Origin of the sequence: Psychrobacter sp. T6-6, from assembly GCF_052258185.1 — a bacterium.
Taxonomy (GTDB): Bacteria; Pseudomonadota; Gammaproteobacteria; order Pseudomonadales; family Moraxellaceae; genus Psychrobacter.
The window spans coordinates 26,553-53,154 of record NZ_JBQQEX010000006.1 but is presented as its reverse complement, the minus strand read 5'-3'; the positions used below and the strand labels follow the sequence as shown (position 1 = coordinate 53,154).

General features: G+C 44.3%; 23 protein-coding genes. 10 read left to right on the top strand and 13 right to left on the bottom strand.

What is annotated here, in order from left to right; translation table 11 throughout:
* Window positions 1-11: 11 nt before the first annotated feature.
* From ACTXGL_RS10255 to ACTXGL_RS10230, 6 genes are all read right to left on the bottom strand, one after another.
* Window positions 12-1,508 (bottom strand): UvrD-helicase domain-containing protein, encoded by a 1,497-nt coding sequence (locus ACTXGL_RS10255; RefSeq protein WP_443526684.1) that lies wholly within the window; start codon window positions 1,506-1,508, stop codon window positions 12-14.
* Window positions 1,509-1,740: 232 nt separating this feature from the next.
* Window positions 1,741-2,478, bottom strand: coding sequence for a twin-arginine translocase subunit TatC (gene tatC / locus ACTXGL_RS10250; protein WP_443526818.1), 738 nt, complete (start codon window positions 2,476-2,478; stop codon window positions 1,741-1,743).
* 143 nt (window positions 2,479-2,621) lie between these two features.
* Window positions 2,622-3,281: a Sec-independent protein translocase protein TatB gene (gene tatB / locus ACTXGL_RS10245; RefSeq protein ID WP_443526682.1), complete on the bottom strand. Its 660-nt coding sequence runs from the start codon at window positions 3,279-3,281 to the stop codon at window positions 2,622-2,624.
* 26 nt (window positions 3,282-3,307) lie between these two features.
* Window positions 3,308-3,550: a Sec-independent protein translocase subunit TatA gene (tatA, locus tag ACTXGL_RS10240; protein WP_319051606.1), complete on the bottom strand. Its 243-nt coding sequence runs from the start codon at window positions 3,548-3,550 to the stop codon at window positions 3,308-3,310.
* 201 nt (window positions 3,551-3,751) lie between these two features.
* On the bottom strand, window positions 3,752-4,588 hold the full coding sequence (gene hisIE, locus ACTXGL_RS10235) for a bifunctional phosphoribosyl-AMP cyclohydrolase/phosphoribosyl-ATP diphosphatase HisIE (RefSeq protein WP_443526680.1): 837 nt from the start codon (window positions 4,586-4,588) through the stop codon (window positions 3,752-3,754).
* A gap of 170 nt (window positions 4,589-4,758) precedes the next feature.
* Window positions 4,759-5,202 carry an acyl-CoA thioesterase gene (locus ACTXGL_RS10230; protein WP_319051604.1) on the bottom strand — a complete coding sequence of 148 codons (444 nt, stop codon included), beginning with the start codon at window positions 5,200-5,202 and terminating at the stop codon, window positions 4,759-4,761.
* Window positions 5,203-5,637: 435 nt separating this feature from the next.
* Between ACTXGL_RS10230 and rpmI the strand changes: the two genes are divergently transcribed.
* The 5 genes from rpmI (at window position 5,638) to ACTXGL_RS10205 (ending at window position 10,765) form a co-directional block, all read left to right on the top strand.
* Entirely contained in the window at window positions 5,638-5,835 is a 198-nt protein-coding gene (gene rpmI, locus ACTXGL_RS10225; RefSeq protein ID WP_011514608.1) for a 50S ribosomal protein L35, read from the top strand.
* 136 nt (window positions 5,836-5,971) lie between these two features.
* A complete protein-coding gene (gene rplT, locus ACTXGL_RS10220; RefSeq protein WP_011281252.1) occupies window positions 5,972-6,328 on the top strand; it encodes a 50S ribosomal protein L20 in 357 nt (118 codons plus the stop codon).
* A gap of 328 nt (window positions 6,329-6,656) precedes the next feature.
* Window positions 6,657-7,712, top strand: a complete 1,056-nt coding sequence (gene pheS / locus ACTXGL_RS10215; RefSeq protein WP_443526678.1) for a phenylalanine--tRNA ligase subunit alpha — start codon at window positions 6,657-6,659, stop codon at window positions 7,710-7,712.
* Window positions 7,713-7,814: 102 nt separating this feature from the next.
* Window positions 7,815-10,220 carry a phenylalanine--tRNA ligase subunit beta gene (pheT, locus tag ACTXGL_RS10210; protein ID WP_443526676.1) on the top strand — a complete coding sequence of 802 codons (2,406 nt, stop codon included), beginning with the start codon at window positions 7,815-7,817 and terminating at the stop codon, window positions 10,218-10,220.
* A 245-nt stretch (window positions 10,221-10,465) separates the two neighbouring features.
* Window positions 10,466-10,765, top strand: a complete 300-nt coding sequence (locus tag ACTXGL_RS10205) for an integration host factor subunit alpha (RefSeq protein WP_058023539.1) — start codon at window positions 10,466-10,468, stop codon at window positions 10,763-10,765.
* A 228-nt stretch (window positions 10,766-10,993) separates the two neighbouring features.
* Here ACTXGL_RS10205 and ACTXGL_RS10200 read toward each other — a convergent pair whose 3' ends face one another.
* Window positions 10,994-11,350 carry a hypothetical protein gene (locus ACTXGL_RS10200; protein WP_443526675.1) on the bottom strand — a complete coding sequence of 119 codons (357 nt, stop codon included), beginning with the start codon at window positions 11,348-11,350 and terminating at the stop codon, window positions 10,994-10,996.
* A 525-nt stretch (window positions 11,351-11,875) separates the two neighbouring features.
* On the opposite strand from ACTXGL_RS10200, the gene ypfJ reads away from it, so the two are divergent.
* Window positions 11,876-12,766 (top strand): KPN_02809 family neutral zinc metallopeptidase, encoded by an 891-nt coding sequence (gene ypfJ / locus ACTXGL_RS10195; RefSeq protein WP_443526673.1) that lies wholly within the window; start codon window positions 11,876-11,878, stop codon window positions 12,764-12,766.
* Window positions 12,767-12,940: 174 nt separating this feature from the next.
* On the opposite strand, the gene ACTXGL_RS10190 is transcribed toward ypfJ, so the two are convergent.
* The 3 genes from ACTXGL_RS10190 to trxA all read right to left on the bottom strand — a co-directional run bounded on the left by ACTXGL_RS10190 (window position 12,941) and on the right by trxA (window position 15,684).
* Window positions 12,941-13,168 (bottom strand): glycine zipper 2TM domain-containing protein, encoded by a 228-nt coding sequence (locus tag ACTXGL_RS10190; protein ID WP_058023542.1) that lies wholly within the window; start codon window positions 13,166-13,168, stop codon window positions 12,941-12,943.
* Window positions 13,169-13,565: 397 nt separating this feature from the next.
* Complete coding sequence (rho, locus tag ACTXGL_RS10185; RefSeq protein WP_319051599.1) at window positions 13,566-14,834, bottom strand: transcription termination factor Rho; 1,269 nt, start codon at window positions 14,832-14,834, stop codon at window positions 13,566-13,568.
* Between the two features lie 523 nt (window positions 14,835-15,357).
* Window positions 15,358-15,684 carry a thioredoxin gene (trxA, locus tag ACTXGL_RS10180; RefSeq protein ID WP_443526672.1) on the bottom strand — a complete coding sequence of 109 codons (327 nt, stop codon included), beginning with the start codon at window positions 15,682-15,684 and terminating at the stop codon, window positions 15,358-15,360.
* Window positions 15,685-16,090: 406 nt separating this feature from the next.
* On the opposite strand from trxA, the gene ACTXGL_RS10175 reads away from it, so the two are divergent.
* Both ACTXGL_RS10175 and ACTXGL_RS10170 read left to right on the top strand, forming a co-directional pair.
* Window positions 16,091-16,804, top strand: coding sequence for an RluA family pseudouridine synthase (locus tag ACTXGL_RS10175; RefSeq protein WP_443526670.1), 714 nt, complete (start codon window positions 16,091-16,093; stop codon window positions 16,802-16,804).
* A 182-nt stretch (window positions 16,805-16,986) separates the two neighbouring features.
* A complete protein-coding gene (locus ACTXGL_RS10170; RefSeq protein ID WP_443526817.1) occupies window positions 16,987-18,543 on the top strand; it encodes a flavin-containing monooxygenase in 1,557 nt (518 codons plus the stop codon).
* A gap of 40 nt (window positions 18,544-18,583) precedes the next feature.
* Here the strand turns inward: ACTXGL_RS10170 and ACTXGL_RS10165 are convergent, their stop codons facing one another.
* The gene (locus tag ACTXGL_RS10165) at window positions 18,584-19,528 is read right to left on the bottom strand and encodes an NAD(P)-dependent oxidoreductase (RefSeq protein WP_443526669.1); all 945 of its coding nucleotides are present in this window, start codon (window positions 19,526-19,528) and stop codon (window positions 18,584-18,586) included.
* Window positions 19,529-20,019: 491 nt separating this feature from the next.
* On the opposite strand from ACTXGL_RS10165, the gene rapA reads away from it, so the two are divergent.
* Together rapA and ACTXGL_RS10155 are read left to right on the top strand one after the other, a co-directional pair.
* Window positions 20,020-22,908, top strand: a complete 2,889-nt coding sequence (rapA, locus tag ACTXGL_RS10160; RefSeq protein ID WP_443526668.1) for an RNA polymerase-associated protein RapA — start codon at window positions 20,020-20,022, stop codon at window positions 22,906-22,908.
* Window positions 22,909-23,292: 384 nt separating this feature from the next.
* Window positions 23,293-24,195: an acyl-CoA thioesterase gene (locus ACTXGL_RS10155; RefSeq protein ID WP_319051593.1), complete on the top strand. Its 903-nt coding sequence runs from the start codon at window positions 23,293-23,295 to the stop codon at window positions 24,193-24,195.
* A gap of 98 nt (window positions 24,196-24,293) precedes the next feature.
* Here the strand turns inward: ACTXGL_RS10155 and mutY are convergent, their stop codons facing one another.
* On the bottom strand, window positions 24,294-25,568 hold the full coding sequence (mutY, locus tag ACTXGL_RS10150; RefSeq protein ID WP_443526666.1) for an A/G-specific adenine glycosylase: 1,275 nt from the start codon (window positions 25,566-25,568) through the stop codon (window positions 24,294-24,296).
* Between the two features lie 91 nt (window positions 25,569-25,659).
* On the bottom strand, window positions 25,660-26,589 hold the full coding sequence (locus tag ACTXGL_RS10145; protein ID WP_443526664.1) for a GIY-YIG nuclease family protein: 930 nt from the start codon (window positions 26,587-26,589) through the stop codon (window positions 25,660-25,662).
* Window positions 26,590-26,602 lie beyond the last annotated feature (13 nt).

Below are 26,602 nucleotides of genomic sequence, written 5' to 3'. Positions count from 1 at the left end.
CTAAAAAGAGCTCAAGACCCAAAAATCACTTTTTTCCCTGTCTGTAATCCAGAGATCAAGTCTTTAATATTGTGAATGTCTAAATTACTCTGCGCGCGCGTACAGGCAACATAGAGCAAGCGCAATTCCTCTGGGCTTATCTTGACCGCATTAGTGGTCACATCATAATAAAAGTCATCATCGAGCTGTACTTTGCCCCACTCGAGCCCTTTGGCTTTGTGCGCGGTCGAGATGACATAGTCCGCATTGTCAATACTGGTGAGACTGTTGACCGCTTGGCTGAGTACATTAGTGCCGTGGTCATCGACCAGTTTGACCAGTGTTTTCAAATCGCTGCCTTCATTGGTTTCAGCGTACTCTTGCACATCACCCCAATTATAGAAATAAGCCAGCTCAGGTACACCGTAGGCCGACTTACCATTTTTTAAGTTTTCGGCTGCCTGACAGAACTTGAGCATACGATCGGTATCTGCTTGTAGCGCAACGCGATGCCCGTGCTTTAACCCTGTGAGTAGTTGTGACATCGCTGCGGCATTGGTACGACAGAGAATAGCGTCTTTTTTACTATGTACCATGCCTTTATCGGTAGAGGACTGTTTGTTCGGATTGCCCTTTAGTGGCACCTCTTCTTGTAGGGCTTTTAGCAAGGTATTGGCCACTTCTGCAATCGGTTCACCAAAGCGAAAGGACTGCGTCAATAATGTCTGCGGTAGTGGCAGTTTTTTCATGGCATTGACCGCGCCGCGCCATTCATAAATCTGCTGATGCGCATCGCCCACATAGATGACTTGTCTCGATTGCTGGGTCAAAATGCCCATCATCAAGGGGTCAGCATCTTGCGCTTCATCAAACAAAATAAAATCCGCAGGGATACTAGGCTTGGATAGCGCCCATAGTTTAAGGTAAATATCATGGCCGATACCTGCAGGATGACGCGCATCGATCGATTGTAACCAGCGTTGCTCAACAGCAGGGTAGAGCATCTCACGCAGTTGCTCTGCGTCCGACGCATCGAGCCAACTGGGGAACAGGATATGCCTTGGCGCAGGGTAGCTGGCATGTGTACTACAGAAATTACTGACCGCATCGCTGACGAACCGAGATAACCTGGCTGGCGTGAGCGTAATATATCTATTGACCCCATCCATTTGCCGACGTACTTGCACAGGCTGCAGTCCCAAGTCGTCACCCAGACGTTTGGGTGAAAAGCGCGGCAAAGACAGCTTTGCGGTAATATCACGAGCGACATGTCGATAGGCCAGCGAGTGAAACGTACGGCATTCTACATGCGGCGGAAACTTCTGCCGTGCATCATTGGCAATGGCTTTGTTAAACGCCAAATATAGACCGCGCCCACGTAAACGTTCCCCAATTAGCTTGAGGGTCGTTGTCTTACCAGCACCTGCATAAGCGACCACTTTAAATGACTTGTGATCCATCGCCATATTCAGCGCGGCAAGCTGCTCATCAGTGGGGTCGCTCATATAAGCTGGCATCGATGCGGACATAATAAAGTTACCTAAAGTACAAAAAATGATTAAAACACAAGGGGCAAAAAAAGCCATTGGATAAACAATGGCTTAGAGATGATGATGGTGCTAAAACGTGATAATAAGCGCTAAGCTTACTGATGGGACAAGAAGAAAATATGTGAGCAGTTTACAGCACAGTTTTATGTATCTAGTCTCATTCTAATCTAAATTAGGACCTATTGGACATCCAAATAGGGCACTGGTGAGACTATTTTTTGACTGCTGATGTCAGATTAGGGCTTGTCTCTTCTTTTATCAAAATTTTTGCCAGAAATAAACCAAGCTCAAACAACAGCCACATTGGAAAGGCTAACATCAACATCGATACCCCATCAGGTGGCGTGACGACGGCAGCCACAGCAAAACAGCCAACAATGATATAACGGCGTTTTTCTTCTAGACTTTGAATGGAGACAATGCCAGCCAATATCAATAGTAAAGTGACAACGGGAATCTCAAAGGTTAAGCCAAATACCATAAATAGTTTTAAGGCAAAACTCAGATAACTATCGATATCGGTCATCGGTAGTACGTTTTGCGGGGCAAACAAAATAAAGAATTTTAAGACGCCTTTTAGGACAATAAAATAAGAAAAGGCCACACCTGCATAAAACAAAAATATCGAGGACAGGAGGACTGGAATAGCAATTTTCTTTTCTTTTTTGTATAAGCCTGGCGCGACAAATGACCAAATTTGATAGAGGATATAGGGCATCGCCAAAAATGCAGCAACGAAGACCGTCAGGCGTATCGGTGCCATAAAGTTGGATGTGATATCAGTGGCAATCATCGTTGAATTGGCGGGCAACTGCGCAACTAGCGGATCTGACAAAAAATTATAAAGCTCACGTGAATAACCGACTAATGCCAAAAATATGACTAAAACAGCCACGCATATTTTGATCAAATGCCGGCGCAGCTCGATTAGGTGCTCGGTAATGGGCATGTCGCCCAACGAGCTCAGCACGTCATCTGCTGCTTTGTCTTTAGGATCGTTTGCTGTATCTGTATCTTGACCAGTGATATTGGCAGGGCTGTCTGAGTGCGCGATTTTTTCTTGGCGGCTTTTTTTGCGTTTGAATAATTGCATCAATCAGTCTCCTGCTTGTTGTCAGAAGTCTGTATATCTATAGGGTTATTTAGCAAAGTATCGGCTTTATAATTTGGTACATATGGGGGAATCGGTAAACGTCTTGCCTTGTCATAAGCACCGAGGCGAAACCACATGTTTTCCCATGGCCGGGTATTTATGACTTGAGTAATTGGAACGACCCTATCACTGTCATCGCTACTGTGGTCACTCTTAGATAGTTGGTTATCTTCTAAAGTATCTTCGCGCGTATCAGTGGCATAACGATAGTCGAATGCTTTTGGTGTGGCTGATTTTCGATGAGGGGTGCCGTTTTCTTTACTCTCTTCATTATTGCTATCATTTGTGACGTCATCAGACATTGAAGATGGACTATGTGAGCTTTCAAAAGCTTTCATGTTGCCACGCATCTCAGCCATCTCACGTCTCATATCAGCTTCGGTTTCGCGAATTTTGGCAAGCTCTTTTTGCATTTGTTGGCGTGTCTCAGCCAGATCCAACTCTGCTTCTATCTCGGACTGTAAGGTCGAGACGGTGCGACGAATTTTGGCATACCATTGCCCAGCCGTACGCGCTGCCTGCGGCAGTTTTTCTGGGCCCAAGACAATGAGAGCGATAACGCCAAAGAGGAGTAATTCAGAAAACCCAATATCAAACATAATGGTCCGATGTCACTGTCTAAATGCTATACATTATGCTTATCATCAACCTTGGTGGTTGCTGTGCGCTCTTCGGTATGGGCTGTGCCGTCGTGATCAAGCACCACGTGTTTTTTGGCGTGTTCTGTATTTTCGTCTTTGACCGCTTCTTTAAAGCCTTTAACCGCACCGCCTAAATCTTTGCCAGCATTTCTAAGTTTTGAAGTGCCAAAAACGACAACGACAACAACCAATAGTATTAGCCAATGTGTAATAGAAAAACTACCCATAACGGTATCCTTGTGACTTGGTTTTGTGACTTAGTTTTCAGTCTTTATATGTATATTTTGCAGTTACAAAAGGTTTACGTATCAAACAAAAAGCATCGACATATAAGTCGAGATAAAACAGAGATATATTATAACCTGCAGTTATTACAAATAGATGAAAACAACAGTAATCAAATAAAAGTGATGCTTATTGCATAAGTGCTATCTGGCAGCCTTTTCATCGATACCTGACAACCCAAAACGTCTGCCCAGTTCGCCCAACACAGCATCTGACTCAATATCAAACCACGCCAGTCCAACTAGGGTGTGAAACCAGACATCTGCCACTTCATATATTAGCTCGTGACGCGCCTCGTCATACTGCGCCTTATCCCTACTTTTATCACAGTGAGCAAAATCCTTAGCAGCGATGATGCTCTCTGTACTTTCTTCACCGACTTTTTCTAATATCTTATTTAAGCCTTTGGCATATAGACTGGCTACGTATGAACTGTCAGCATCGGCTTGTTTTCGTTCTGCTAAGACTTGATCGAGCTGTTGTAGTACAGAGGCTTTATCAACTGACTCTTGGTTAGTAGCAGAATCAGCATGGGTATCATCTTTCTTGCCTTCAGGCATATCGTTAGTAGTTTTTGTAGCATGATAAATATCAGCAGGGTCTTTTAGTACCTTATCAACCGTTTGCCACTCTGGCGTTGGACCAGATAAATCTAAACGCTGATAAAAGCAAGATTCACGGCCCGTATGACAGGCAATACCGCCCGCTTGCGTGACACTAAGGACAATCACGTCAGCATCACAGTCTAGACGAATATCATGCACCGTCTGCGTATGACCTGATAATTCTCCCTTGTGCCATAATTTGGCACGCGAGCGCGAAAAATAAACGGCGGTCTTTGTTTGTGCCGTTAGTTGTAGTGCGTCGCTATTCATCCAAGCCATCATCAAGATACGACCTGACTGGTGATCTTGAGCAATCGCAGGAATCAAACCATCATCGTTAAAAGTTACGGCAGTCAGCCAAGCAGGTAAAGTCATAATGAATCTATCGTCTTATAGGTAAAAGGTGAAAAAGATCAATAAGCAATTATACTACTTATGAGTGAAGCAATGTTATGAGTGAAGTAATGAAGGATGCGAGGAGATGATTCGACAAGTTGTATCAGATGAATACTGATTAAAATAAAAGTACGCTATAGCCCACTATTTTACAGCCTAAATAAATGCGGATACAGCGCTTCTTTGGTCGTCTTATCGAGTTTGACTACTTTATTGAGGCTAAAGTCATAATTGACAAAGTGCTGCCGTGATTGTGCCATGATTTCACCAGTATGCATACGGGTGACCTTTATGACTATGTGACCGCCATTGTCATATATTGGCTCCACACCGACTTCGAATAAAAGCTCTTCGCGCACTCGTATACGGCTCATGATATCTAGCTGCAATTGATCAATAATCAAACCCTGTTGCTCTGCGTTGATATCCTTAATACCTTTGGCTTGTAGGAATCTAAGACGTGCCTCAGACAGGAGTGCTGTTAGAGACTCAACGGCCATATGCTGTCCCAAGTCAATCTCAGTATGACGCACACGCATCACTGTCTCAAAGACGAATAAGTCATCTTCAAATGCTAACGCTTGTTCTGACACACTATCTCCTAAAGTGATGGTAATTGATTACGCCACCTATCATGCGAGAGGCGAGTAGTATTACAGTGATTAAGACCTTATAGTACAGCTATATGTAGGCGATAAATACGCTTGATTCAATGGCACGCGTATCATGGAAACATACAGTACATACTTAAGCACAGCTTAAGCTGACATTCAATCTATTTGGAGACAAATTAGATATTTTATTGGAATTTTTGGCAGTGCTGTTAAGGCTTGTATTCTATTGGCTACCCGTCTTTATTATTCACCAGAGCCAAGCCAAAACTTTACTTGGCAAAACAACGCACTATCTGCTAAAATAGCGCCTCCCACCTCGAGGCAAATAGAGGTTTGGTTGTTATTTATGATAACAATTGGCCAGCATGACTATTTGACGACCAGGTTCTAAAACAGAAAAAGAGGCAAATCATCATGAAAAACAAGATGAAAACCAGAAGCGGCGCAGCTAAACGCTTCAAAAAAACAGCGAATGGCTTCAAGCGTAAGCAAGCATTCAAAAGCCATATTTTGACCAAGAAATCACCTAAGCGTATTCGCCAGTTGCGTGGTCTTAAGTTAGTGCATAAATCTGACGAAGCAGCAGTTCGTCGTATGTGCCCATACATCTAATAGCCTACCGTCATCTATATCTAATCAGAAATTATCTGATGAAATGATATTTGACTTTGCAATCTGACAATGGTGTTTGTCATTTGACAACATCATCACTCGCTTAACAGTGATCAAAAAAATCTTGGAGTAAATTATGGCCCGTGTAAAACGTGGTGTACAGGCAAATCGCCGTCACAAAAAAATCTTAAAGCGCGCAAAAGGCTACTACGGTGCCCGTTCACGTGTTTACCGCGTAGCGGTACAGGCAGTGACCAAAGCTGGTCAATATGCTTATCGTGACCGTCGCAACAAGAAACGTACTTTCCGTCGTCTTTGGATCGCACGTATCAATGCTGGTGCACGCTTAAATGGCTTAAGCTATAGCCGCTTTATCAATGGTATGAAAAAAGCAAACATCGCAATCGATCGTCGCGTTCTAGCAGACATCGCTATGCATGATGCAGCAACTTTCACAGCATTGGTCGAAAAAGCAAAAGCGGAATTGGCCTAAATATTAACCGTCCTTTAGATATGATGCTTTTAAATAATTATTTATAAGTAGTTATCTAAACGGATAGGACTAATATTGATTAATAGTATGATATTAATAGAAGCTACCGCTGGTCGGTGGCTTTTTTTATATTAAATTATTCCATGCCTAATCGATGTTGAGACTGTATCGACAGTAAATACGCTTATCATCGACTAAATATTCAAGCCATTCTAATAGCCAGTCTCTCTGTACATTCTGTATATGAATATAACTGGATAAATGGTTTGCAATATTTGGTCAAATCCCTACAATTAATTGTCCGTTTAAATCAGGAATAATGCGTCTTATGACTAACCCTGCTGCTACCAACGACTTGTCGGCGTTACCGACCTTGTCTTCAGAGCTAAGTGAGCTCAATGAGGCTCAACTTACTGAGTTTGCGAGTGCTGCTGAAGCTTTGATTGTGCAAGTAACTGATGCGCGTACACTACAAGACTTACGTGTGCAATTGACTGGTAAAAAAAGCCCATTGACAGGTTGGTCAAAGCAAATGGGTAAACTCGATGCCGATAATAAAAAGATCTATGGCGGCTGGTTGCATCAAGTGCGTAGTCGCATTCAGCAAGCACTTACTGATCAACAGCAGCAATTAGAAGTGGCTGCGCTCAACGCCAAGTTAGAGAGTGAGAGTATTGATGTTACTTTACCCGCTCGCGGTGGTCAAAAAGGTCATTTGCATCCAGTAACGATGATTACTCAGCGCATGCAGCAGTATTTTATTCAAGCAGGCTTTAATGTCGCAACCGGCCCTGAAGTTGAGAGTGATTACTATAACTTTGAAGCATTAAACATTCCCTCGCATCATCCTGCACGTGCGATGCATGATACTTTTTATTTTGATGCGCATTATCTATTACGTACGCATACCAGTCCGGTACAGATCCGTACCATGGAAAAAAACGAGCCACCAATTCGTATTATTTGTCCTGGCCGTGTGTACCGTAATGACTCAGACCAAACCCACTCACCAATGTTCCATCAGCTAGAGGGACTTATGGTTACCGAGTCGAGCACGTTTGCTGAGCTAAAGGGTTTGATCAGTGAGTTTCTAGAAGCGTTTTTTGCCAAAGAGCTAACCGTGCGCTTCCGTCCTTCGTTTTTCCCATTCACTGAGCCGTCTGCGGAAGTAGATATCTTGGATGATAACGGCAAATGGCTTGAGGTAATGGGCTGCGGCATGGTGCACCCACAAGTATTGACCAACTGCGGTATCGATAGCGACAAATATACTGGCTTTGCTTTTGGTATGGGTATCGAGCGCTTTGCGATGCTGTATTACGGTATCGATGATTTACGTTTATTTTTCCAAAATGACGTGCGCTTCTTAAAGCAATTTGGCTAGAGTGCTTTTGTTGATATAAAAGTGCCCCTTGTTAATATAGCAAGTTAATTTGCCAAGCTTTACTCCAACATCTTTATTATAAAATTCTGATCCGAGATATTTATGAAAATTAGCGAACAGTGGCTACGTCAATGGGTAAATCCCAACAATACTAGTGAAGAGTTGGCCGAGCAGCTAACCATGGCAGGGCTTGAGATTGATGATCGTTATGCCGTTGCCCGTGAGTTTAGTGGTGTGGTTATCGGTGAAGTCATCAGTGTTGAGCAGCATTCAGATGCAGATAAACTGCGTGTGACGCAGGTAAATATCGGCGCTGCTGAGCCATTACAAATCGTCTGCGGTGCGCCCAATGTGACCGTCGGTATGAAAGTACCCGTTGCAACTGTCGGTGCGGTATTACCAAGTGACGATAGCAAAGGTTTTAAGATTAAAAAGAGCAAGCTACGCGGTGTGGCCTCAAATGGCATGCTGTGCGGCGCTTCTGAAATTGACTTGGTCGATGACATCGATGGCTTGCTTGAGTTGCCTGAAGATGCACCAATCGGTACTGATATCCGTGAATACTTAGGTCTGGATAATCAAATACTGGACATCTCTATCACGCCAAACCGTGGTGATTGCTTTAGCGTTCGCGGTATTGCTCGTGAGATCTCAGTCATCAATGATTTGTCTGTACAAATACCAGCGATTCCTGACAACATAGTCGCTTCTAGTAATGGCACAACACCAGCGGTAACCGTTGATGCAGTAGAAGCATGTCCTCGATACTTGTTACAATCGATTAGCAATATCGATCGCAGCATTGAGACGCCGAAATGGATGCGAGATGCGTTGGTACAGTCAGGTCTACGCTCGCATGGCTTTTTAGTCGATGTGACCAACTATGTGTTGATGGAGTTGGGGCAACCGTTACATGCGTTTGATGCTGATACCATCGTCGGTGATATCGTTGTACGTTTGGCACAACCGTCTGAAACCCTTACTTTACTCAATGAGCAAACCGTTACCTTGACGGGTGATGAGCTCATCATTGCTGATGATAAAGGTGCCTTGGCCTTAGCTGGTATCATGGGTGGACAGCGCAGTAGCGTCACGGATAGCACCACCAACATTGTGTTAGAGAGTGCTTTCTTTAATCAGCTTGCTATCGCTGCACGCGCACGTCGTTTTGGTCTACATACTGATGCCTCGCAGCGTTTTGAGCGTGGCGTCGACTTTGAATTACCACAGCTGGCGTTGGCACGTGCTTGTGATCTGATCACTAGCATCACGGGCGGCGAAGCAGGTCAAATAGTAACAGTTGAGACTCTCGAGCATCTCCCAGCACGCGCGCCAATTACATTGCCAATCGCAAAAGTTCGTGATGTCATTGGTATTGATATTGAGCCATCAGAGATGGTACGTATCTTGACTCAATTGGGTTTTGACGTCACGCAGCAGAGTGATGAACTGGTTTGCATACCGCCATCTTATCGTTTTGATATGAGTATCCGCGAGGATTTAATCGAAGAAATCGCTCGTATCTATGGCTATGACAATATTCCAAGCGTATTGCCACATTTGCAAGTCAGCATGGATTATGACGATACTGCAGATTTGACGCATCAGATGAAGCTGGCATTAGTTGATAATGGCTATATGGAAGCTATCAGCTTTAGCTTTAGTGATGCAAAACTAGAAGCATTACTTGATGATGAGGCGCTAGGGGAGGTATTGGCACTGGCAAATCCTATCTCTAGTGATTTGGCTGTGATGCGTCGTACGTTACTATCGAGCCTACTGCCTTGCGTGCAATACAACTTGAATCGTCAGCAGCCGCGTGTACGTTTTTTTGAGACAGGTCTTAGCTTTGTTGGACAAAGTATTAGCGAGTTGGTACAAACGCCAAGCATTGCTTTAGTTGCCGTTGGTGATATATGGAGTGAGCAAGCGTATCAAAACCGTGCCTTAGATTTCTATGACCTAAAGCATGATGTTGAGCAGCTATTACCAGCACAAATCGATAGCGCCCGTATCCGCTACGAGCGTAGCACGCTGAGCTTCTTGCACCCTGGCCAAAGCGCTGAGTTGTATATCGATGATATATACGTCGGTTGGTTGGGTCAGCTGCATCCAAGTACGGCAAAGCAACTAGATTTGCCAACGACATGGGTTGCTCAATTGTCATTAGCACCGCTATTAACGATGGCTCGTGAGCAGCATGCGATCACCACGCCAAGTAAGTTTCCACAAGTACGCCGTGATATTGCTATCTTAGTTGACAGTGATATCAGTTTGCAGACCTTAGAGTCAACGGTGAGAGCTGCGGCAGGGGACTTGTTGGTTGATTTGTGGCTGTTCGATGTGTATCAAGGGGATAACGTGCCTACAGGTCAGCGTTCATTGGCGTTTGCATTGATATGGCAAGACAGTACTCAGACCCTATCTGATGACGCTGTAAAGACTGCTACGAACAATGTCGTACAGGCATTAACAGAGCAGCACTCAGCGCAGTTACGCGATAGCTAATTTTTAGTACTTAAAACACCCAGTGCTCTATAGCCTTTTACTTATTAGGCTATAGAGCATTGTTATTCGTAAAACCATTATCTATAACCTTTTTTGTTTATAGAATACGTTAAGTCGTTATTAATAAAGGATTTTAATGCATACTGTGTTAAAAAGCAGTCAAAAAACCTTTATAATGACTACTCTTAACCTCATACCGCTAAACCATGATATTCGACATCACGACATAGCATAGGAGTCGTACTGTGAGCACCTTAACCAAATCTGACATGATTGAGCACTTGATGAGTCACCTGAACCTAACACGCCAAGAAGGCCGCTGTTTGGTAGAGAACTTTTTTGATGAGCTGTCAGATAGTTTGATTGATGGCAAAGAGGTCAAGCTATCAGGCTTTGGCAACTTTGAGCTTAAAGATAAGAACAGCCGTCCCGGTCGTAACCCAAAGACAGGGGAGCCAGTTGCTGTATCTGCTCGCCGCGTTGTTACTTTTAAAACGGGACAAAAGTTTCGCCAAAAAGTCGATGAGCGTTTATTTGATACTTGATGTGTTGTTTAGTAGGAGCTCAAATGATGCTCTAGTAGCGTTTATTATTACTTTATAGAGCATCTACTGTGGTCTTTTATATCAGTGTTATAATATATAGTTCTGATATCGCTATAGCAGCCGAGACTAGATACAGCATGCGATATTAACACCATAATTTGGACATAAAAAAAGAGAGCATATGCTCTCTTTTTTTTACTACAGTGTATCTATTGTATGAACAATAAATTACTGAGCTTCTTCAACTACTACTTCGTCAGAAGCTTCAACAGCAGCAGTATCAGTTTCGCTAGCTACGTCCATGCTAGTAGTCGTACCGTCTACAGGAACTTCAGCGTCCATTTCGTCAGTAGCAGTAGCAGCTTGTGCATCAGCGATGTCAGCTTCAGCATCAACAACAGCAGCTTCAGCATCAGCAGTCATTTCGCCTTCAGCAGCAGCTTCGTTTAGCTCTTCAGATGCGTCTTGCACTTCTTCTTGTGCGTCAGATAGATCTTCAGCAGCGTTTTCTTTGCTGCTATCACAAGCAGTTAAGCCCATAGTTGCAGTCATGATACCAGCTAGAGCAAGTAATTTAAGTTTCATAAGGTTTTCTCCGGAAAAATGAAATGAGCAGTAGCAGCAACAAAGGCTGAATTCCAAGATTTCTCAGAATCCAACTAGTCTCAGTTACAGCTACTCAGCTTTCACGCATTCTATATGTTTTCTATGTAAATAGGAATAGGCTGTACAATTAAGTAACAATAATATTTTCAATAATATTTTACTTTGTCTAACTGATAGTATTTTTAATACAACAAATAAAATTAATCGACGTATAATCAATGACATCAGCCTACTCAAGAAAGTGTTAGGTGCTTAATATTCACCATGGTTTTTGATTATTCTTGGCGTTTTACCTATAAGTAGTATAAGAAAATATATCAGTTCTTGAGACTATGAGGGACGAAGACAGCTGAAGTATTTTAGAATCGCTCGTTTTAGAGTATCTAACGAAAATATCAGATGGCTGAACAGAAAACCAATTGGAAACTTTGTACTAAAAACTGTATCACATAATGAATAACCAATACGAATGACTATAGATATCGTATATTTGAGGAACAAACTATGAAATGGCAAGGCAGACGAGGTAGCTCTAACGTACAATCCAGTAAGGGTGGCGGTAAGATGATAGGCGGCGGTATTGGCGGTATTATTATTGCTGGAATTTTATGGCTAGTCTTTGGCGTCAATCCAATGACCGCATTACAAACAGGTCAGGTGGTTGCTGGTGGTGGTAGTAATGGGACCTCTACCGAGCCTGCGACCAGTACTGATCGGGATACACAGTTCGTAAAAGTGGTACTGGCGGATACAGAAGAAGTATGGCATCAGATATTCAATGAAGGAGGTAGTACTTATAAAGAGCCCTCGCTAATTCTTTTTAATGGTCAAGTCAGCTCAGCTTGCGGTAGTGCCAGTTCAGCGACAGGTCCATTTTATTGCCCTGGTGATCAAACAATCTATTTAGATACCTCGTTTTTTGTAGAGATGCGTCAGAACCTTGGTATCTCAGGAGATCAGCAAGGGTCAGGTAGTCAAGAGAACCAAGGCAAAGCAGGAGATTTTGCGCAGGCTTATGTCATATCACATGAAGTCGGTCACCATGTGCAGACGCTACTTGGTATCAGTCAGCAAGTTAACGAAGCTCGTCAGCAAGTCACGCAAGCACAATCTAATAAATTATCAGTATTACAAGAGCTGCAGGCAGATTGCTTTGCGGGTGTATGGGCGCAGCGTAATCAAGAGCGCGTACAGTTCTTAGAAGCAGGTGACATTGATGAAGCTGTGAATGCTGCCAGTCAAATCGGTGATGATCGTCTAGCACAAGCTAGCGGCGGGGCAGTTGTTCCTGATAACTTCACTCACGGCACCAGTCAACAACGTGTGGAATGGTTTACTCGTGGTCTAGAGAGCGGTAACGTACAATCTTGCGACACCTTTAGTGGTGCGCTCTAGAACTATCAGTAGCGTGAGCTAAAAGCGACGTATACTAAACCGTAAACACCACAGCTCACATATAACACTAAAATAAAGACATTAAAAAAGCCTGCAATTGATTGCAGGCTTTTTTAATATCTTGTATCTGATATTACCAACCTAACAGTCAGAGAATATCAAAGTAAAGTACTATTAGTTGTTATCAAGAACATAACCACCAGCACCGCCGATAGCTGCACCAGCTAACGCGCCACGAGCGATATCTTTGCTGTCGCCTTTACTTCTGATAAGTGCGCCAGCAGCAGCACCAGCAGTTGCGCCTTTAGCAGTGTTGCTCATGCCACCGTATGAGTTACAGCCAGTCATGATTAGTGCTGAACTAGTAATTGCAGTCATTGCGATTGTTTTAGCAAATTTCATATTATCACCTATTGAGTCGTCAAGTTAGAATACAGAACTTTTAGAAAGTAGTACCCATTGTATTTTCAAATATATTTCTACTGTCTGCCATAATAGTCGGTTAACAACTTATTGGTCGTAGTAAAAACGCTAAACTTTGCAAATAAAATGTAATCGATGTTGCCAGACTGTATCATCAAGCTGGCACTTACACGTATGATCACCTATTTATATTAGTGTTTTTCTATATTGACACTTTATCGTGTTGATACCTTCTTAGGTGACATAACTGACGTAATAGTAATAGTAATAGTATGATAGCGAGTACGCTGAGTTTTAGATAAGCAAAAAAAGACCACCTAGTAGTGGTCTTAATCTGAGTTGGCTACAAAAACAGCGCTAGCAAAGTGTGTGCAAATTAATGCTGTGATTTGCGCTTCATTTGCTCAAAGAATTCGTCATTAGTTTTTGCTTCTTTGAGACGATCTAACAAGAACTCAGTCGCTTGGACACCATCCATTGGCTGTAGTAGTTTACGCAAGATCCATACCTTACGCAGCTTATCTTCATCCAATAGACGCTCTTCGCGGCGCGTACCAGATTTTTTGATATTAATCGCAGGGAAGACGCGTTTTTCGGCCAAGTCGCGCTCAAGCGTGATTTCTTGGTTACCCGTTCCTTTAAATTCTTCAAAGATAACACTGTCCATTTTACTACCAGTATCGATCAATGCACTGGCAATAATCGTCAAGCTTCCGCCTTCCTCGACGTTACGCGCAGCACCGAAGAAACGTTTTGGACGTTCTAGAGCATTGGCGTCCAAACCACCAGTCAAGACTTTACCTGATGACGGTATGACGGTGTTATAAGCCCGCGCCAGACGAGTAATCGAATCTAATAAAATGACCACGTCTTGCTTATGCTCAACCAAACGCTTGGCTTTTTCGATGACCATTTCAGCCACTTGTACGTGACGCTGTGGCGGCTCATCAAAGGTCGAGGCAACCACTTCACCGCGCACGGTACGCTCCATCTCGGTGACTTCTTCTGGACGTTCATCAATCAAAAGTACAATCAGGTAGCATTCAGGATTATTGCGAGTGATGGACTGAGCAATAGATTGCAATAACATCGTTTTACCTGCTTTTGGCGGTGCGACGATGATAGAGCGCTGACCTTTACCAATCGGAGCGATTAGGTCAATGATACGACCCGTCAAATCCTCAGTAGTACCGTTACCAAGCTCAAGTTTTAGCTGCTCAGTTGGGAATAGGGGCGTTAGGTTCTCAAAGATAAGCTTATGACGTGAGCGGTCTGGTGTATCAAAGTTGATCTCGCCGACTTTAAGAAGCGCAAAATAACGCTCAGAATCTTTTGGTGGGCGAATCGTACCAGCGATACTGTCACCAGTTTTTAGGCTGAAGCGGCGGATCTGACTAGGGCTGACGTAGATATCGTCAGGACCTGCTAAATAAGAGCCTTCTGATGAGCGCAAAAAGCCAAAGCCATCAGGAAGAACCTCAAGTACGCCATCGCCATAGATAGCCTCGCCATTACGAGCGTGAGTTTTTAGGATAGCAAAGATAATGTCTTGTTTACGGCTACGCGCCATGTTATCAAGACCCATTTCTTTGGCGATAGCCAATAGCTCAGAGATTGATTTTTTCTTTAATTCAGTTAGATTCATAGATAGGTCATTAGCAATTGATCAGATGAGAGATGCCATTAGCAGCACAAATCACGACAGTGATTAAAATAACAGTAATATGAGGATAGAGGGTAGTTGTACAGCGCTGTGGTTTATGTAGTTTTGGTTATGCATGTCTGCTTATGGACGCATTGCGATCGGTAGATGCAAGGTCTTAAGAAATAGGGATAAAAAAGGCTACATAAGAGTCTGCGTCAAAAACTCAATATCAGTAATTGCGTTTAGTCATTTTGTTCAGCAATGGTGTTTATAATGACGATTGTGTTTTTGTTGATAAACACGAGGAGAATAGCGACAAGATACTAGGAAAACAGTTGGTTTTCTCTTGTCAGCAGACTATACGGTCTTCACAATAGCATTGTCAATAATTTTTGCCAAAAAATTCGTATAATCAAGTTTTTTGCACAAAAAACAAGCAAAAAAGCCACTATCTGATTCAGATAATGGCTTTTCACGTGTTCTACTTATTTGCCCCAAATAGTTTAGAGCAACTGCATTCGGCTTATAAATGCTTGTCTAGGACTTTAGCCAATTCAGCTTTTGGTTGTAGACCCATTACTGAGTCAACCTTTTCGCCGTCTTTGAATACAAATAACGTTGGGATGTTGCGAATACCGAAACGGCTTGCTGCTTGTGGGTTGTTGTCCACATCTACTTTGACGATTTTAACTTTATCTTGGTACTCAGTTGCTAGATCTTCTAAAATAGGGGCAATGGCTTTACAAGGACCACACCATGGTGCCCAGAAGTCTACCAGTACAGGCACGTCTGATTGTAGAACGTCTTGATCAAAGTCTGTGTCGGTAGTATGTACAATAATGTCTGACATAATTTTATCTCTCTTGTTTTGTAACTTCTATCATCACGTATCGACGTGCATATTGATTTAATAATGAATCGATTGATGATTAAAGAATTGTTTAGAAGGGGTGAAAATGTGCCATTATATTAACATGTTTGCTCATGCTTGACAGATGCAGGCTGGTTAAATTGTTTAACAATTACGATTAGCACAATAAATCAAGACAAAATAATACTGCTTAGGTTTTCCCTGTTACTTGCTATAACCATTGTGACAATAATGCATTTCTTTAAGCACCTGCCAGTCATATAGCAGCGGTTGCTTTCGGTATCAAACAACAATATTTTGAGCACAGTAACCACAGCGCTAGCGTATCAAAACGACATCAATCAAAATCACATATTTAATCCAATTTACATAAGTAGTTAATTTTATGCCTTTTACCGATGAAGAAGTCAATGCCCTTAACGCTCAAGAAAATGCTTACCCGCTCGAGTTTTTCAAGAATTTTGCACAAGAAATTACTGTTTATGAGGACGATGATATTTGGGTGGTTGATAAACCAGCAGGGCTGCTAAGTGTCGATGGCAAAACGCTAAAGGTAAGTCTGCTCGCTCGGCTTGCGCGTGCCAATCCAGCGGTCAAACTGATTCATCGATTAGATATGGATACATCAGGACTGCTTATTTTTGCAAAAAATGCAGAAGCCCAAACCAATATCAGTAAGCAGTTTATTGAGCGTCTACCACAAAAAAAATATCAAGCGCGGGTCTTTGGCGAATGGGAGCAGGTGGGTGCAACGGGTAAGATCTCCGTGCCAGTGCGTTATGAGCCGACTACCAAACCGCGTCATATCGTCGATCACGACTGGTCAAAACATGCATTAACATTGTATGAAGTCATAGCGCACGAAATGTGTAATGGTGAAGCAGTTACTCGAGTGATGCTCAAACCGGTGACGGGTCGCAGTCATCAGTTGCGCGTACATATGGTCCATGCAGGTCACGTGATGATTGGTGACCCGATTTATGCTGAAGGTGCGGCACTCAAGATTGCACCAAGGCTAAACTTACATGCGCAGCAATTACGGTTAAAACATCCAGTATTGGGTGCTTGGATGGATTGGGAAAGCCCATGTCCGTTTTAGGGCGTTAGATTCTGTGTTTTAGAGCGTTAGATTTTGTAAAGGGAAATGAATAGAGGCCATAACAGCTATGGCCTCAAAGTCAGTCACATAGCATCAGCTATGCACACAAGGATGAGAGCATGCTTAACAACACCGCACAAGGTATCAAAAAACGTCTTAGACGTAAAAGCAAAAAATTGAATGTGCCAGCCGATTATGAAGTCATGATTATTGGCGCCGGTATCGCCGGTATTGGCATGGCTTGCCGTTTACAGCAACTACAGCACACAAACTTATTTGGCCAAAAAAGCGCAAAAAAGCAAAAGAAAAATAAATCAGTCGATAAGAAAAATACCTCGCAGCGCTTTGTCGTACTAGAAAAACGTGCTGATCTTGGCGGTACGTGGGATTTATTTACTTATCCTGGTATTCGTTCTGACTCCGATGCGCTCACCTTTGGCTATAACTTTAGGCCGTGGCTAGATTATAGAATGTTGGCAGCAGGGGGCGATATTAAGCGTTATATCGCTGATACGGCGCGCGAGTTTGGTATTACAGATCATATCCGCTACGAGCATGAAGTCCAGCAGATAGCATGGTCGAGCATTGATCAGTTATGGACAGCAACCATAAAAAATCATGCCAGCGGAGAGGTATTTGTCAAAACAGCAAAGTTCGTCGTGGGTGCTACGGGCTACTACGACTATGAGCAAGGGTATCGACCTCATTTTGATGGCGAAGAGGACTTCCGTGGGCATATTGTCCATCCACAGCACTGGAATGATCTAAAGTATCACGACAAAAAAGTAGTCATCATCGGTAGCGGTGCGACTGCCATGACGCTACTGCCTGCGATGGTGGACGAAGATAGTGATCAGTGTGCACGCCACATCACGATGCTACAGCGGACGCCAACTTATGTGGCGAGTGTGCCAGGCGATGATTATGCTATGGATTGGCTATCAGGTAAATTTTCACCCTTGTCAAAAGAGCAAGCTTATACAGCGCTACGTGCACGTAATGTGCTACGGCAGCAAGGGTTATATAAATTAGCGACTCACGCACCCAAGCTGATGAGAGCTGTACTCAAGAGTGGCGTAAAAAAAGAGCTAAAAGGTAGCGATATTGATGTCGAGCATTTCATGCCTGACTATGATCCTTGGGATCAACGAGTATGCGCCGTACCAGACAGTGATTTATTTGAGTCTTTGCAAGGCAAACGTGCAGCGGTGGTGACCGATCAGATCGACCGTTTTACCACGACTGGTATCCTGCTGCAATCAGGAGAGCATCTCGATGCTGACATCATCGTTACTGCAACGGGTTTGAAACTGCAAATGCTGGGCGGCGCAGCGGTATATATCGATGGTCAAGCTATCGATATCGGCACGCGCATGACGTATAAGGCAGTCATGATTGAGGGCATACCTAACATGGCGGCTTTGTTCGGTTACACCAATGCTTCATGGACGCTAAAAATCGATTTGGCGTGTCAGTATCTGGTCAGGCTACTGAGTTACATGCATAAAAACCGTTACCAAGTTGCATTGCCACAAGCAGAGACGGCGAAAGCTACTGCCTGTGCTCAGACAGACACTGTGATGGGCTCGCTGTCATCTGGATATGTCAGGCGCGCCACAGACAGACTGCCTAAGCAAGGCGATCGCTACCCGTGGTACGTGACCAATAACTATCTTAGCGATCATGTCATGCTTAAATACCGCAAAATAAAAGACGACTGGTTGCGGTTTAGTCATTAGTAGCTAATCAGTGTATGACAGTCGCTATTGATGTTCGTTTTCAATGGTGACTGTCAATAAATTCAGCCACCTGTTTGCTCAACATCTGCCATAAAGTCTCTTGTGCGCTTTTACTGCCCCAAGCATTGTGCGGACTAAAGATAACACGCGGATGGTCACTGAGACTGAGCAGTGGGTCGTCCTTAGCAATAGGCTCTTGTTCGAACACGTCACTGGCATAACCGATAACTTGTTCCTTGTTAATCGCGTCGGTCAATGCCTGACTGTCGACCACACCGCCACGAGCCACATTTACGATGAGTGGTTGCTTGCTCATTTTTGCCAGAGTGTCTTTATTAATGAGATGCTCGGTCTGCTCGTTTAGCGGGCAATGCAGGCTTATCACATCAGCCTGTGCTAGCACGTCATCAAATGCAGTGTACTCATCACTACGAGGAGTGCGCTCTTGATGCTCTGCCCAGAGTACTGTCATGCCAAAAGCACGTGCGATCTCGGTTACGCGCTTGCCAATCGTACCGATACCAATGATGCCTAGCGTCTTGTCTTCCAAGTCTATCAGCGGAATATCTAGCAGGCAAAAATTGCCATTTGCTAGCCATGTACCATCAGCGACTTTTTGATGGTAGTGAATGCCAGCACGCAAGGCAGTTAGCATCAGCATAAAGGTGTGCTCAGGGACGCTTTTTACCGCGTAACCTGCGACATTATAAAGTGTGACGTCATGCTTATCGCAAGCGTCATGATCGACATTGTTCATGCCAGTAGCAGTCAACTGGATAAGCTTTAGCTTGGGGAGTTGTGCTATTACCTCAGCGCTGATGTGGACTTTATTAGTGATAATAATATCGGCGTCACGACAGCGCTCGATGATGACGTCTGTATCTTTTGGTGTGTCATTATAAGTGACGTAATCGCTCACGCCTGTTGGTGCAGGCAGGTCGATACCGTCAGAAAAAGTACCTTTGTCTAAAAAAACGGCTTGCATGGTTGCTCCTTATTTATTGTTGTCATATAGGATTTATTGTTGTCATATAGGTCAGTTTTATATAGAAAATGCTCGAACAAATCACTTTACATAAGCATTCATCAAATAAATCATTATCGGCTTAATGTAGCACGCTAATATTTTTAGTCAAAAACCAATTCGTGAAATGCTATCGCCGTAGACATAAGCGGCTAAAAACAAAGTAATTTATATAATAAACCGATCTACCCAGGCTGATTTGGTCTGAAGTCTTCATAAAATTATGGGTATCACAATCGACCTCTTGAAAATTCAACTTAACGCACTCATCTAGCCGCTAACGTTATATAATGGTATGGCTTAGCTATTGGTTTTCTTAAGACTAATTTTACCAAGATTACAATACTGCATTCACATTTACTGATGCTGTGCATGGTTTGTAATCTTATCGCTATCAAAAGCCACCATTGCTATCTAATTTTTAATTATCTGAGTACAAAAGACATCGCCCTATGACTATCTCTATTGCTTCATTGCACAGTACTGAATTCGCCGTTGGCCAACGTTATTTATCTGATACGGAATCTGAGCTTGGCTTAGGTGTGGTTATCGATGTCGATGATCGATGTGTGCATATTTTATTTCCACAAAGTGAAGAGACGCGCGTCTACGCAAAAAACTCTGCGCCACTATCGCGCGTGGTGTTCAAAGTGGGCGATACCATCTATGACCAAGATGGCAAAAGCTACACCGTAAATGCTGTCGATGAAGTCATGGGTGTACTCAAGTACGGCGTTGATGAGCACGAAAAAGGCATCATGGAGACCCGTTTGGCTGCCAATATCACATTGGCTAAGCCGCTTGAGCGTCTGCTTGCTGGTCGTATCGAACGTGGTGACTGGTATGAGCTGCGCCAAGATATCTTGCGTATGCAGTCAGCACTGGCAGGTCATCCTCTAAAGGGTCTGATGGGTGCGCGTGTCGATATTATCGAGCATCAGCTCTATATCGCACACGAAGTCGGTAAGCGTATCGCGCCGCGTGTACTATTGGCTGACGAAGTGGGTCTTGGTAAAACCATCGAAGCGGGTATGATTATCCATCAGCAGCTGCTAACAGGCAAGGCTGAGCGCGTGCTCATTTTAGTGCCAGACAGCTTGCAGTATCAGTGGATGATCGAGCTGCGTCGCCGATTTAATCTAAATTTTGCGCTGTTTGATTTGGTGCGTACGGCTGCTATCAAAGAACATGACCCTGAGCAAAACGTCTTTGCCACTGAGCAATGCATCATCGCAGGTATGGATCTATTGATAGACCATCCTGATTTGTATGATCAAGCGATGGATGCAGGGTTTGACCTACTGGTCGTTGATGAGGCGCATCATCTGCATTGGGATGAAGCACAGGGCGGTAATGATCAATATGATCTGGTGGCAGATTTTGCAGAAGAGACCCCAGGGGTCATGCTGCTGACCGCAACACCAGAACAGCTTGGTGCGCAAAGTCACTTTGCCCGTCTACGTCTGCTCGATCCAGACCGTTTTGATGATCTAGATGAGTTCATTGATGGTCAGGCTGCTTTTGAGGAGACGGCAGCTGTGGCTGGTGTCTTGATAGAAGACAAGCCGCTAAATGAAGGTCAAATCGCTGCTCTGAGTAGTCTATTGGACATCAGTATTGATGAGCTGGCTTCGATTAATGAAGACGACAAGCTACGCACGCATGCGCTCAACGAGCTACTAGATCGTCATGGTACGGGTCGTATTTTATTCCGTAATACGCGTGAGAGTGTCAAGGGGTTCTATGGTCGTAGTAGCCAGCCGCATCCACTACCATTGCCTGAAGCATGGCGTGACAGCTATCAAACCAATGGCAAATTGCGTGAGCAGCTGTGGGGTGAAGAAAACCAACCAGATGGTGGCTGGTTAGAGGACGACCCGCGTGTCTCTTGGTTGATTGATATCCTACGCGGTGAGCTTAAGCAGCAAAAGGTGCTGTTGATCGCGCGTAGTGGTGCAACCGTAGAGAGCCTAGAAGCGGTATTGCGTCTGCATGCCGGTATAAAAACCGCTATCTTTACTGAGCAGATGACGCTACTAGAGCGTGACCAAGCCGCCGCATTCTTTGCTGATAGTGAAGGCGCGCAGATACTATTGTGTTCGGAGATTGGCTCAGAAGGTCGCAACTTCCAGTTTGCAAGCCAACTGGTACTATGGGATCTCCCTGCCAATCCAGATACGCTAGAGCAGCGTATTGGTCGCCTAGATCGTATCGGACAAACCCAGCAGATCATGCTGCATGTCCCTTATGTGCAGGGTACGGCACAAGAGCGTCTGTATCACTGGTATAACGATGCGCTGAACATGTTTAGCCAAATATCGCCAACCGCACAAAGCGTACAAGAGCAGTATATTCAAGATCTTAAGCCTATGCTTGAAGGCGCTGACACCGCTGAAAACAATGTCATTCTACAAGACATTATCGATGAAGCGCTGCAAACGCGACTGGGGCTTGAAGCGCAGTTGCAAGCGGGTCGCGATCGTCTGTTAGAGTACAACTCGTGTCGCCCGCGTGTCGCTGGTCGTATCGCTGACGCTATGCGCGATTTTGATGGCAACAATCTATTACCGCACTTCATTGAGCGTTTCTTTGCCTCTGCCAATATCGATCATAACATCCAGCGTGATGGCTCGTGGGTTATCGCGCCTATCGACAGCACAGAGATTAGTGACTATATCGACGGGTTGCCGCTTGGCGATGAAGATGGTATGACATTGACATTTGAGCGTGAGCAAGCGCTGCAGCGTGAAGATATCGACTTTATCACGCATGAGCATCCGTTGATGCGCGCCATCTATGAGCTGGCGAGTACCAGCACCTTTGGTAATACCACTGTGGCTATGCTTAAAAGCGCTGCTGTCCCGCAAGGCATGGTACTGCTAGAGGTCAACTTCCGCGTTGAAGCCATCGCACCAAAGCTGCTTAATTTGCCCGCGACATTGACCACACAAAACATCCGCGTCTTTATCAGTGAGCAAGGCAGTGACTTATCTGCTCGTATTAGTGCCGATATGATCATGCCGCATATTGAGCGTTTGGACAAAAACCGTGCCCGCCAAGTCATCAAGGTACGCAGCGATGTGATTGAGCAGCGTTACTATGAAGCTGAAGATATCGCACGCGCGCAGATCGCTGAGATTGGTGAGCAAGCCAGTAGCCGCTTTAGTCAGCAGTGGTCGCGCGAGATCAAACGTCTCAAGCATCTGCAAACTATTAATCCAAACGTACGTCCTGAAGAGATTGAGCGTCTAGAACAGCTCAAGGCCCAAGGCGAGCAAGCGCTTGGTAACTTGTCATTGGTACCGGACTCTATTCGTGTGCTGGTCGCCGTCAAGCCATAGATAGTGCAGTATTATCGTTGAAACCATCAAAAAACGAGATGTTATCAGACATCTCGTTTTTTTGGTTCATACTACTTACACACACTGATAAATCGTTATTTGTTGAGCAAAAACAGCAAAGCAACACTCGCAAGTAAGCCGACAGTAGCTAGTCAAAGCTATAGATATTGGGTAAGATGTTTACCTTTTCTATCGAAAATAAATATGTAGCGATGGCTCTGTTAGCTACCGTTGTATGTTCGTTCTACAGTATCGCTTGTGTCTGTTAGCAAGTGATCTCATGTTATTTTACATGCAAGCGCAGCAGTTATATCGCGTCGATATGGTTAGATGCTTATTTTCGAATGCTGGGTGTTGTTGATAAAAATAAGGAAACATATCGTCATGTCCAATAATTCACAACTGATCGATGAGCTGCTGGCTACCATCGCACTTATTGAAGTTACCCCTGATGTCTTTGAAGGCAAAAGCCATGACTATGTGGGCAGTCGTATATTTGGTGGACAAGTGCTTGCCCAAGCGATCATGGCAGCCGCGCATACCTTGGAGCAAGACAAGCCCTGTCATTCACTGCATGGGTACTTTTTGCGCGGCGGGGATATCAATCAACCAGTGATCTATCAAGTGCGCCGTCTGCGTGATGGTCGCAGCCTCTCTGCACGCGAAGTGACGGCTATTCAGTATAAAGAAGTACGTGGTAAGCCGCCTGTTGAGCAAGTGATATTTTCGATGATTGCCTCGTTTTCACCGATGGAGGAAGGGCTTGAGTACCAAGAGGACATGCCTGTTTATCCACCGCCAGAAGACTTGCTGACCGAGCAAGAGTTAAAAGAAGAGAATGTTGGAAAAGTACCAGAAGCGCTCAAAGCAAGATTTATGCGCCGCCGTCATGTCGAGATAAAACCCGTTAAGCCGCGTAACCCGATTAGCCCAGAACCTATGAAACCCAAACAGGCAAACTGGCTACGTATTCATAAGCTTGGGAATCAGCCAGTAGCGATTCAGCAAGCACTATTGGCATTTTCGTCGGATTTTTATTTGGTTGGCACGGGGCTGATGTCACATGGCGTGAGCTTTATGACCAGTGGGTTACAAGCCGCTAGTATCGATCACTCGATGCATTTTCATCGTGAGTTTGATCTGAATAAATGGATGCTATACGACATGTGGAGTGACACCACTTCTAATGCGAAAGGGTTAAACCATGGTCAGTTTTGGCAAGAAGGCAAACTGGTCGCAACCGTGCAGCAAGAAGGTCTAATGCGCTTGCGTGTGCCAAAGTCTTAAGATTCTTAGTTTCAGCTACCTTTACATTGCCATCATAAAAAAGCGACTCACTGTCTATAGTGAGTCGCTTTTTTTGTACCAGTTTTTTACACTGACTTTTATTCTAAGATCTTAATCATCGCACGCGGCAGTCCTAAACTATCCTGGGCTGTTTGTTCAGTCAGCCATTTAAAATCAATCTCAGCCGCTGCTAATTTCTCATTGAGCTCTAGTATTTGCGAAGCATTGACCGTTAGTTTTTGTGGGGTTAAATACCAATGAAAATGAGTTAATGAGTGCTTGATAGGCGCATCATCAAGCAATGACTTACTGACTGATTGTGCAGCTAGCTTATTATTCGTCAACCATTCATTAATAATTTGCTCAGCCGTGGTGAATTCGGCTTCGTATACTTTTTCATGACTACGGACGTCACTTGGCACAGTTGATGATTTATCATCGCTCGCTGGTTTTTTAGCATCAGTCTTACCAGTGGCTTTACTACTTGTCTTACCGTCAATTTTTTCTACAAACTGTAATGGCAAGCTCCACAATCCACCCCAAATGCCATTGTCAGGGCGTTGTAGCCATAGTATCTCACCGTCTACATTTTCTATCAGCAATGCATTACTAAACTTACTTGGTTTGGGCTGTTTTTTGGCTTTGACGGGGTAGTCAGTCTCGCGCCCTTCTGCATGTGCCAAGCAGTCGGCTTGCAATGGACATAATAGGCACGCAGGCTTGCGGCGAACACATAGCGTTGCGCCCATATCCATCATCGCTTGAGCAAACAGTCCTGAGTTTTCTTTTGGGGTCAGGCGCTCCGCTAGTGCCCATAACTCTTTGGTCGTGGCAGACTTGGTAATGTCACCATCGATGGCCGCCCAGCGCGTTAATACGCGTTTGACATTGCCATCGCAGATGACGCCGTAACGGTGTAATCCCATCGCCATGATCGCGCCAGCAGTAGATGGACCAACACCAGAAATAGCCTCCCACCCTGCGAGCGTCTGCGGGAAGTTGCCTGTTTCATCGATTACCTCGACCAACTGCTTCGCGCCTTTGTGCAGATTACGTGCACGCGCATAGTAGCCAAGTCCTGCCCAATGCTCTGCTACGGTATCCCATTCTGCTGCGGCTAAATCCTGCACGGTCGGAAACGTCTCCATAAAACGCGCAAAGTAGGGTAATACGGTGGTGACCTGCGTTTGCTGAAGCATCACTTCAGATAGCCAAACAATATAAGGATTGGGCGTGTCGGTTTGATGCTGTTGCCACGGCAAATCGTGGCGACCGTTTTCGGCAAACCAATCGAGTAGGCGTGGAGCGAAAGAGTCTAATGCTGTTGTAGGCTGAGAAAAGGGAGTGTCGGGTATGGCGGTAGGTTGGGTCATAGGCTCTTATAAAATTGACATTAAGTAAAGGGAGCTTTGATTATACTTAAGCAAAGCGTTTATCCTATATGGTGATTATCTGGTTGATTTACTAGCGGTAAATGTCGCTAAGTGTTTGCCCTGAGCCGTTTTTCCATTCTACCCAGCCATTGGTTGGTCGGCCAGTAACCGCTTGCGCTGCGCCACTTGGCGTTTTAAAAAGCTGGTCTTCTGTGAGTCGATAAGAATCACTATTGTGTTCAACTAATTTGCCATTTACTAACAGCTCGTGTGTCTTGTTAACAGCCCATTTCCCCAATGATGGCGTATGCCTTTTGCGAAAGAGGGAGCCTTTTAACAAGACAAAACCATCATTATCGTAGTAGCCTTGAGCATCGCAGTCTTTGGCTTTGCAATAAAACAGCATTGGTTGCTTGTTAGGTACGACTTCTGGTGCGTCTTGGAGAGACTGGCAGGTATCTGGTATCACTGGTTGGTAAGCTTCAGTATTAGGAGTATCAATACCGATCGCTTCAAAAACTGGCTGTCCGAGGGTAGATAGTAAAATATCTAATGTGTGAAACAGTTCTTCGCAGTCTGCTTGAAGCGGTGCAGGCGTGTGCGGCTTGCTGCCATTATTACCATTTTGCAAATCGTAACGCCCAACGTCTGTGGCAATTTGAATGGCTTTATGCTCCATATACAGCGCATGCGTCTGGGTAATGGTGTTATTGGTTGAGAGCATGACAAACACCCTTGTCCAAAAATCTTTACCATTATTATGGCTTTTTAGGCGCTGGGTTAAATCGCCTGTTTGCCCAATATAGAGTAGTGGTTTGTCCGTACTATCAGTATCGCCGATTAAAAAGTATAAGCCCACTCGTTTGGCATCGGGCATGTTCAAAAAATCTGCAATATGAATGCGCGGTACTTCAATCAGACGCACGGTGCGCGTGGTCATCTCAGCGACACGCAGCCCACGAGGGTTACCTGTGGGCAGGTAGATTTGAATGGTTTTTGCTGAGGGTATTAATGGATTCATAAAAGCTTATATT